The organism is Candidatus Villigracilis sp., assembly GCF_057083605.1.
Genome location: NZ_JBXMTI010000129.1, coordinates 1 through 7888 on the forward strand (window position 1 = coordinate 1; position 7888 = coordinate 7888).

General features: G+C 49.8%; 5 protein-coding genes. 1 reads left to right on the forward strand and 4 read right to left on the reverse strand.

From position 1 onward, the window contains the following. Positions 1 to 170 precede the first annotated feature (170 nt). Entirely contained in the window at positions 171 to 677 is a 507-nt protein-coding gene (locus AC14M5_RS19270; protein ID WP_484031338.1) for a DinB family protein, read from the reverse strand. Positions 678 to 710: 33 nt separating this feature from the next. Between AC14M5_RS19270 and AC14M5_RS19275 the strand changes: the two genes are divergently transcribed. Next, a complete protein-coding gene (locus AC14M5_RS19275) occupies positions 711 to 1595 on the forward strand; it encodes a DUF72 domain-containing protein (RefSeq protein ID WP_484031339.1) in 885 nt (294 codons plus the stop codon). Between the two features lie 154 nt (positions 1596 to 1749). Here AC14M5_RS19275 and AC14M5_RS19280 read toward each other — a convergent pair whose 3' ends face one another. Genes AC14M5_RS19280 through AC14M5_RS19290 form a run of 3 tightly spaced genes read right to left on the reverse strand, consistent with a single transcriptional unit; the run spans position 1750 to position 7477 of the window. Next, positions 1750 to 4212: an HD domain-containing phosphohydrolase gene (locus AC14M5_RS19280; protein ID WP_484031340.1), complete on the reverse strand. Its 2463-nt coding sequence runs from the start codon at positions 4210 to 4212 to the stop codon at positions 1750 to 1752. Between the two features lie 10 nt (positions 4213 to 4222). Further along, positions 4223 to 4660 carry a response regulator gene (locus tag AC14M5_RS19285; RefSeq protein ID WP_484031341.1) on the reverse strand — a complete coding sequence of 146 codons (438 nt, stop codon included), beginning with the start codon at positions 4658 to 4660 and terminating at the stop codon, positions 4223 to 4225. Between the two features lie 21 nt (positions 4661 to 4681). After that, a complete protein-coding gene (locus tag AC14M5_RS19290; protein ID WP_484031342.1) occupies positions 4682 to 7477 on the reverse strand; it encodes a sensor histidine kinase in 2796 nt (931 codons plus the stop codon). Positions 7478 to 7888 lie beyond the last annotated feature (411 nt).

Here is a 7888-nt window from a genome sequence, read left to right on the forward strand (position 1 = left end):
CGCTCGTCTCATAATTAAGTAAACTTTTCGTTGAGAATTACGAAGGAAAATCGAAGTTTTTGTTTACCAAATTATGCGATACTCTGTAGATATGGATTTGTAGGGACACAGCGAAACGATTTACGGCCAAAATCTTGAATTGACTCGCTGTGTCCCTACTTTTCCGACAATCACTCAGGACGATAGGGTGCTTCTGCTTCGATATTGCCCACATATTCTGGCAAGTTTTTATGTTCGAGCATCTGGCGAATCGCTTGTATCTCGCCGATGTGATACCAATAATGATACGTAATACGTCGTAATGCATCACCTCGTGTTTGACCGACTGGCTCACCATTCAGTAATAAATCTGTAAGCAATAACTCTGTGGTCAGTGTATCAAGGTATGGATCGGCGGCGCTTGACACGGTCTGCCAGATCTCCAGCATGTGAGCGAAGGAAGGCGTATTCATGAGTGCGCCGTATGCAAATAATTCATTTAACTTTGGGAAGAGGATCTTATCCTGCGGCCTTTGCAGAAAAGTACGCTGCTCATGCCATGCGAGGTGACCCACTGTCCAACTGATGCAATTCATCGGGCCGAAGTGACGCGCGCCATCCTGTTCTGTAATGCCTTCCAGTCCGCGCAGCCATTCACTACGCGTAAAGCGGAATTGGTCAACAAGGGGGTGAGTCATTGTCTTCTCCTTAATGCGATATATAATAATTATATGCCACTCTATCTCGGCTGTCCCATTTGGTCGTTCAAAGGATGGGTGGGGAATTTCTATCCGAAAGGCACAAAGTCTACTGACTTTTTGCGCGAGTATGCGCGCCGCCTCACAACCATTGAGGGCAATACTACTTTCTATGCCGTGCCTGCGCAGAAGACAATCGAGGCATGGGTCGAGCAAACGCCTGAGGCTTTTCGCTTTTGCCCAAAGATTCCCAAAGCCATCAGCCATAATGGGAAATTGGAAGATTATGTTGAGCGCGCCCTCGAATTCATTGAGGTGATGCGCCCTCTCGCCTCTCGCCTTGGACCGATGTTCCTGCAACTGCCACCCAGTTATTCGCCCAAGCTGATGGATGACCTTGCAAAATTCCTGAAAGCCTGGCCGCATGATTTTCGTTTGGGTGTGGAGGTCCGCCACCTGGATTGGTTCGATGCGACCCATCGTGAGTCACTCAACCATTTGCTGGCTGACCATAACATGGCGCGAGTGGTGATCGATACTCGGCCGATACGAAGTTTGGATGGGGACAAGCTGCTCGAAGGCAGTGTATACCAAACTCTGTTGGAGGCTCGCGAACGCAAGCCTGATGTGCCCGTCTTCGAGGAGCAGACTACAGACTTCACCTTCCTGCGTTTTATCGGCCACCCTGAAATGGAGCAAAACAAGCCTTTCGTGGAGGAATGGGTCAATCGTCTTTCCTCGCAATTATCGGCGGACGCGAAGCGGGAGGCGTTTGTCTTTTGTCATTCCCCGGATAATTTGCTGGCGCCGCATTTGTGCCGCGAATTCCATCAGCGAGTGGCGAGTCAAATCAATCTCCCGCCTTTGCCGTGGGATGAGATCAAAACCGATACTCCAGAACAGCCTAGTTTGTTTTAGTTGCTCGTCTTACACACCCGGCCGTGATTCCCTCCCGAAGGACATCGGGACGATGTGAGCGGAGCGAAGGGTCCCTACCGCCGAAACCAGAAATTCTTCGCTCCGCTCACGCGTGCCTGCGCACGGTGCAGGCAGAATGACACTGCGTAAGGTTTTAGCTATTAACCAGCGTTGGGAAATTATTCAGGAACGCTTCCACCACTTGCGGGTCGAAATGAGTGCCGCTATTTTCGCGAATGTGATCGAGAGCCTTTGACTTCGGCCAGGCCGGGCGATAGGGACGGTCACTGGTCACTGCATCCCAAACATCCACCACGGCAAAGATGCGCGCCGCCAACGGGATCTGCCCGCCTTGTAATCCGCGTGGATAGCCGCTGCCGTCCCACTTTTCATGATGGCAGAAGGGGATATCCAGTGCCTGTTGCAGATATGAAATTGGGGTAAGCAGTTCAAATGCCAATTGTGGATGCTGGCGCATGATGAGCCACTCCTCTTCTGTAAGAGGGCCGGGTTTGAGCAGGATGCTATCCGGTACGCCCATCTTGCCAATATCATGCAACAAAGAACCCCTTCTTACATTTACAAGCTGGGCATCGCCAATCCCCATGATGCGCGCAAGTTTTAATGTCATTTCAGTAACGCGCTGGGTATGGCCTTCGGTCTCTTTGTCACGCAAGTCCAATGCGTGGGACCAGCCCTCAATGGTGGCGTCGTATGCCCGCTCAAGGTCGAAGTTGGAGCGTTGAATCCTTTCAAAAAGCAGGGCATTGTCGATGGCGATGGCGGTCTGCCAGCTTAGCGAATCCAGAAAATCCAACCAATCCATATCCACGTGCAACTGTGTACGGTTGAATAATTCAAGAACGCCCTTTACTTCCCCTTTTGCGATCAATGGAACGCCGAAGTAAGTGACGAATTCTTCATCCGCCAGAAGCTCGCGGCGCTTAAAATTTTCGTCAGGTAGGGTGAGATCTTTTATATGGATGATCTTTTTATCAAGCATGGCCAGCCCGGCATAGTCTTCTCCCGGACGAAGGCTGGTGGATGCGATGGTTCGGGTGCGGAAGCCTCTGCCTGAAGAATATTCAAGCTGGTTGGTATCTGCCTTCATCAATAACACGCAGGCAGCGTCAACTTCCAGTTGTGAAACAACCTGTTCAAGAACTGTATTGAGAGAGAGTCGCAGATCAAGGCTGTTGCTGATCGCGAGATCTATGGTGCGCAGGCTGTTCAAGTGTTCGATCTGCTTGATACTTTGATCCAGCAGCCTCATACGGTGGATGGCATTGCCTCCAATTTCGGCCAGGGTATTGATGATGCGTATTTCGTCTGTTCTTAATTCGCGCGGCAGACGGACGTTAATGAACATGGCGCCTACCACCGTTTCAGCGGCATGAAGCGGGATACAAGCCCCGCCGATCCCTTGTGGAATGAGATTGTGATTCTCTTCGATGTTAAGGTTGGCACTGAATTCTGCGGCAATGATGGGTTTGCCTTTTTGCACCACCAAGCCCGGGATTCCCTGACCACGCCTTAATGGCGTTATGTCTCCATCTTCCCAATTCCGATGAGTTTCGAGGCTGACGAGGTCGGTGGAAGGGTTGTAGAGCCAGATACTGCCCGCATCAGCCTTAACCAGGCTGATTGATTCATCCAATAGGCGGTTCAACAACTCTTTGAGCGTTCTTACCGTGCGCAATGCCTTGCTGATGAATGCAATGGCTTCCAACTCACGCTCATGCTGCTTGCGGTCAGTGATATCTACAAAGGAGACCAAGACTCTTGAGAAGGTTTTTTCATGCCCTGGTGCAACCGCCCAACTGAGTTTGGCATCGCGGCGCTGTCCGTCCAGTGTCTTTATGGCTACATCTAATTCCAATTGCTGCACCCCTTTGAAAATCGCGATAAGTTCTTGTATGAAAGTTTTTCTGGATTCCGGTTCGAAGGTCGAATTCAACCCATCCAGCAGGTCTTCCTTCTTTTTTGCACCGAATAGTTTCAGGGAGGCTTGATTAACATCAATAATCCTCACCAGACCCAGACAATCCAAAATCACCTGTGGATGTTCATTGATATAACTTTCCAGGTCGATTACTTCTTTTGTAGTCAGGTCATCGAGATAGGCTTTTACCTGCGAGAAATCCTCCTCCCAGATCGATACAGGTGAGTTTTCAAACAGGCTGTGGAAGCGCGCATTGCTTTCGCGCAGAGCCTCATCAGCTGCTTTTTTATTGCGGCGGTTTTCTGCATCTCTTAATTCGCGCTGGATGGCAGGGATGAGCCTGGCAAAACTGCCCTTGATGATGAAATCATGTGCACCGGCTTTTAGTGCCTCAACCGCGGTATCTTCCCCAATCGTGCCCGAGACAACGATAAATGGCAGGTCGTACCCTCCGGCTTGCAGGACAGCTAGGGCAGCCGGGGCATTAAAGTTTGGCAGGGAATAATCACAGATGACCACATCCCATGCCTGGTGTTCAAGAGCAGATCGCATCGCATCTGCATTTTCGACTCGTTCAAATTCCACCTCATAGCCTGCACGCTGTACTTCGCGTAAAAGTAACTTGGCATCGTCATCTAAGTCTTCAACCAATAGAATCTTTAAGAGTTTGCTCAACTTTTCCCTTTTATTTTGGCGGCGCTTCGTTCAAGACCAGCCAGTATAAACCGAGCTGACGGACTGCCTCTACAAATTCATTGAAGTCCACAGGCTTGCGGACGTATGAGTTTGCTCCGATCCTGTATCCCTGTACCAAATCCTGCTGTTCTTTAGATGAGGTGAGGATTACAACCGGGAGTAGTCGTGTACTCTCGGTTGCCCGGATGCGCCGCAGTACTTCCAATCCATCCACTTTGGGCAGGTGCAGATCCAATAAAATCAGCTCAGGTAAAACATGGAGATCCCGGCTGGCATATGCCCCTGTACCGAACAGGAAATCCAACGCTTCAGCACCATCGCGCACTACCACTAAATTATTACCAATTTTGTTTTTCCTTAGGGCGCGCAGGGTCAACACTTCGTCGTCCGGGTTATCTTCCACAATCAATATCATTTTATCTTCCATTCCGTATGTTCTCCATATTAATTATATAGTAAAGTAAAAAGTGGCCCCTTTTCCTTCTTCACCTTTCGCCCAAATGTGGCCGCCATGGATCTGTATGATGCGATGGACGGTGGCCAACCCAACGCCGGTTCCTGGAAATTCACTTGTCGAATGCAGGCGTTGGAAAACCCCAAACAATTTGTTTACATAAGCCATCTCAAAACCTGTGCCATTATCACGGATAAAGAACGTTCGCTCCTTCGCGTGGTTTTGCTGGCTAAACTCGATAACCGCCTCTTGCTTTTTGGAGGTGAACTTCCACGCATTGCTCAAAAGGTTTTCGAGCACAATATGCATCAGGTGAGGGTCGGCATTGACCATCATATCCGGGGTGATCGAAATATCAACATTGCGCTCGGGGTCTTCCTCCTTAAAGCTGTTCGTAATGCCTTCTGCCATGGCGCTTAAGTTGATCAGCTTGGGTTGCAAGGAAGCTCTTGTCACACGGGCCAGATTTAATAGGTCGTCGATCAATTCTGCCATACGTTGGGCTGCGGCGCGTACACGTTGAAGGTAGTTGAGTCCCTCTGCCGGCAGCTGTCCGCTAAAGTCTTCGAGCAGTATTTGGCTGAACCCGTCAATACTGCGCAGGGGGGCTCGCAGGTCATGCGAAACCGAATAACTAAAAGACTCAAGTTCCTTGTTGGCGGCTTCCAATTGAGCGGCGCGCTGCTTCAGGTCATGGTTCAATTTTTGAATGTCTGCCTCAGCCCGTTTGCGTTCTGTAATATCGCGGATCGCCGCAATCACCAGCAGGCCGTCTTCTGCTTCCAGGGGACTAAGGCTGAGCTCAATGGGGAATTCGGTCCCATTTTTTCGCAGGCCGAACAAGTCCAGGCCGAGGCCCATGGGGCGGGCAGGATGTTCTTCATAATAATCTTCACGATGGTGAATGTGTTTCTTGCGAAAACGCTTCGGGACCAAGGCTTCAACGGTTTGCCCTACCATTTCGGCCCGGTCATACCCGAATAATTTCTCCGTCTGCGAATTGACCAGGTTGATGACTCCCAATTTATCCACAACCACCATGGCGTCCGGTGCGGATTCGAGCAGCCCGCGAAACTTTTCCTCCACCTGTTTGAGCTTGGTTATATCCCTGCCTTCGGCCACGATATATTCCACAGCACCGTCGCTTCCATGTATTGGGGTTAAGTTGAAACTGATGGTCAATACCTGGCCGAACACATAAATCTTTTCGTCATAATTAATAGTCACCCCGCTGCAAGCATGCGCGAATACATCCTTTACACGCGCCTGCACTTGCGGGTCGAAAGCCCACCATGGGCCCTCCAGGAAATTCGTTTTCATCAATTCGTCAGCCGAAAGCCCGGAGGCTTGTGTTGCGATCTTGTTGACAAAGAGCAGGCTGCCATCCAGAGCGACTTTTGCATTCAAGGTGGACATACTGTCGAGGATGTCCTGCATCTCCTTCCTGCTCTTCTCCAGTTCGTAGTTTGCCTGGTCAAGGCGTTGCGTTCGCTCCACCACGCGCTGCTCCAGGTCCAGGTTTAAGCGCAGCACTTCTTTTTCAGCCTGTTTGCGTTCCTTTACCTGCATTTCAAGATCCGCATTGGCTTGCTCCAATTGGATCGTGCGCTCGGAGACTCTCTGCTCAAGAGTCTGATTGAGCATCCGAGATTCCTCGATCAACGCAGCATAATCAATTTGAACGGCGCTTTGCTCGGCCAGCAATGTCAGCAGATCAAGATCATCCTGCGGGAAGAGTGGATCGTATCGCAATGCCACCATCAATAAGCCCCGCGCATGTTGTGTGCCCGTAATGGGGACGATAAATAATGACCGCGCGTTGAGCTGTTCGGCCCAACGATTTATATCCGCCCCGACATCTTTTGGTATTTGCGCTACACGGGCTTTCTTCTCCAGCCAGGCTTTGCTTATCGCGTCTGAACCAGCTTCCAGATTATCGGCTTGAAGCGGCGGTTCGCCTGCCAATTCAATACTTAAGTGATTCCCATCCGCATCACATTCGGCCACTACTGCCGTCGCTCCGCCCACTGTACGCAGCGCAGCCATCGACAACTCCTCAAAGGTAGCATGACGATCATATGCCAGCCGGTTCGAGGTTCGGTTTAGAAATTGATGCAATTCGTTCAACTGCCAGTATCGCCTGAGCCAGCGTGGGGGGGAAAAACCAAAGAAATAAGCCAGGCCGGATAGAATGACGAGTACCTGGATTAATGCTGCGGAACCAGATTGCAAGGCGGGGGATCCAGTAGATGACTGGTTAAATATTAGAAGGACAATAGCCACGATAAACAAAAGGGCTAATAGGCCGGAACCGGCCGAAGCCAGCCGCAGACGTTTGCCTGTAATGCCAGGGATTGTCATTGCACCCCGGACGAGAATGTAAGTGGCGTACACTTCGACGATCACAAAATAAACGATGAGCAGCAACGTGATCGACAATGGGAACGGTTGGCTGTAGAGGATCAGCGCAACCCATGAAATCAGCAGGCCAAGTAATGCGGCTATTTGAATTGGTTTACGAATTGGGTGAAAGTAACGGGCAAGCCGTAGTAAAAGATAGGGTTGGGAAATTACAGCCAGAGACCCAAGCGTATTTAGCCAGGGTAGTTCGACCCCAATAATGTCCTGGATACCATCCAAGATGATGGTGACAGTTAAAGACACGAAGGCCAGGGCAATATCACGGCGGGTACGATCGCGGTATCTTGCCCAATTCAATACTGTGCTGCCGGCCACTACCAGTAAGATGATTCGTGAAAGGCCTCTCAGGAATTCCTCGAGGTTGATCATAATTACTTACTCTTCTTTATCCCACAGATAAAATTGGCTCTTCATTTCCGCGCCAATGATGGCACACGCGGTGAAAGAGTCCACTATGAACTCAGGAAGTTTTTGTGCGGTGCTGCTATTCAGGTGATCTGCTGATTGCTTCTTTATGCTGACCTCCTTCTGCAAATATAAGCCCAAGGTTGATTATAAAATAGCACATTATGGTATTCGGATAGAATTTGTCAGAATATTGTACTTATACAATGATTTTAATTAAAAATCAACACAATAATTAGTAGTAAATTAGTAATGCCCATAGACATCTTACACTTTGCCAAGGCGAGTTACAACCCCCAAAAACTGATATTTCAAAGAGGCTTGGCTTTTCGGGGGCTTAGCCCCCGAAAGAGCAGGAATTTCCGTCATTGCGAG

Coding starts and splice junctions, on each gene's coding strand:
- AC14M5_RS19270 (WP_484031338.1), bottom strand. CDS start 677: ATGACTCACCCCCTTGTTGACCAATTCCGCTTTACGCGTAGTGAATGG.
- AC14M5_RS19275 (WP_484031339.1), top strand. CDS start 711: ATGCCACTCTATCTCGGCTGTCCCATTTGGTCGTTCAAAGGATGGGTG.
- AC14M5_RS19285 (WP_484031341.1), bottom strand. CDS start 4,660: ATGGAAGATAAAATGATATTGATTGTGGAAGATAACCCGGACGACGAA.
- AC14M5_RS19290 (WP_484031342.1), bottom strand. CDS start 7,477: ATGATCAACCTCGAGGAATTCCTGAGAGGCCTTTCACGAATCATCTTA.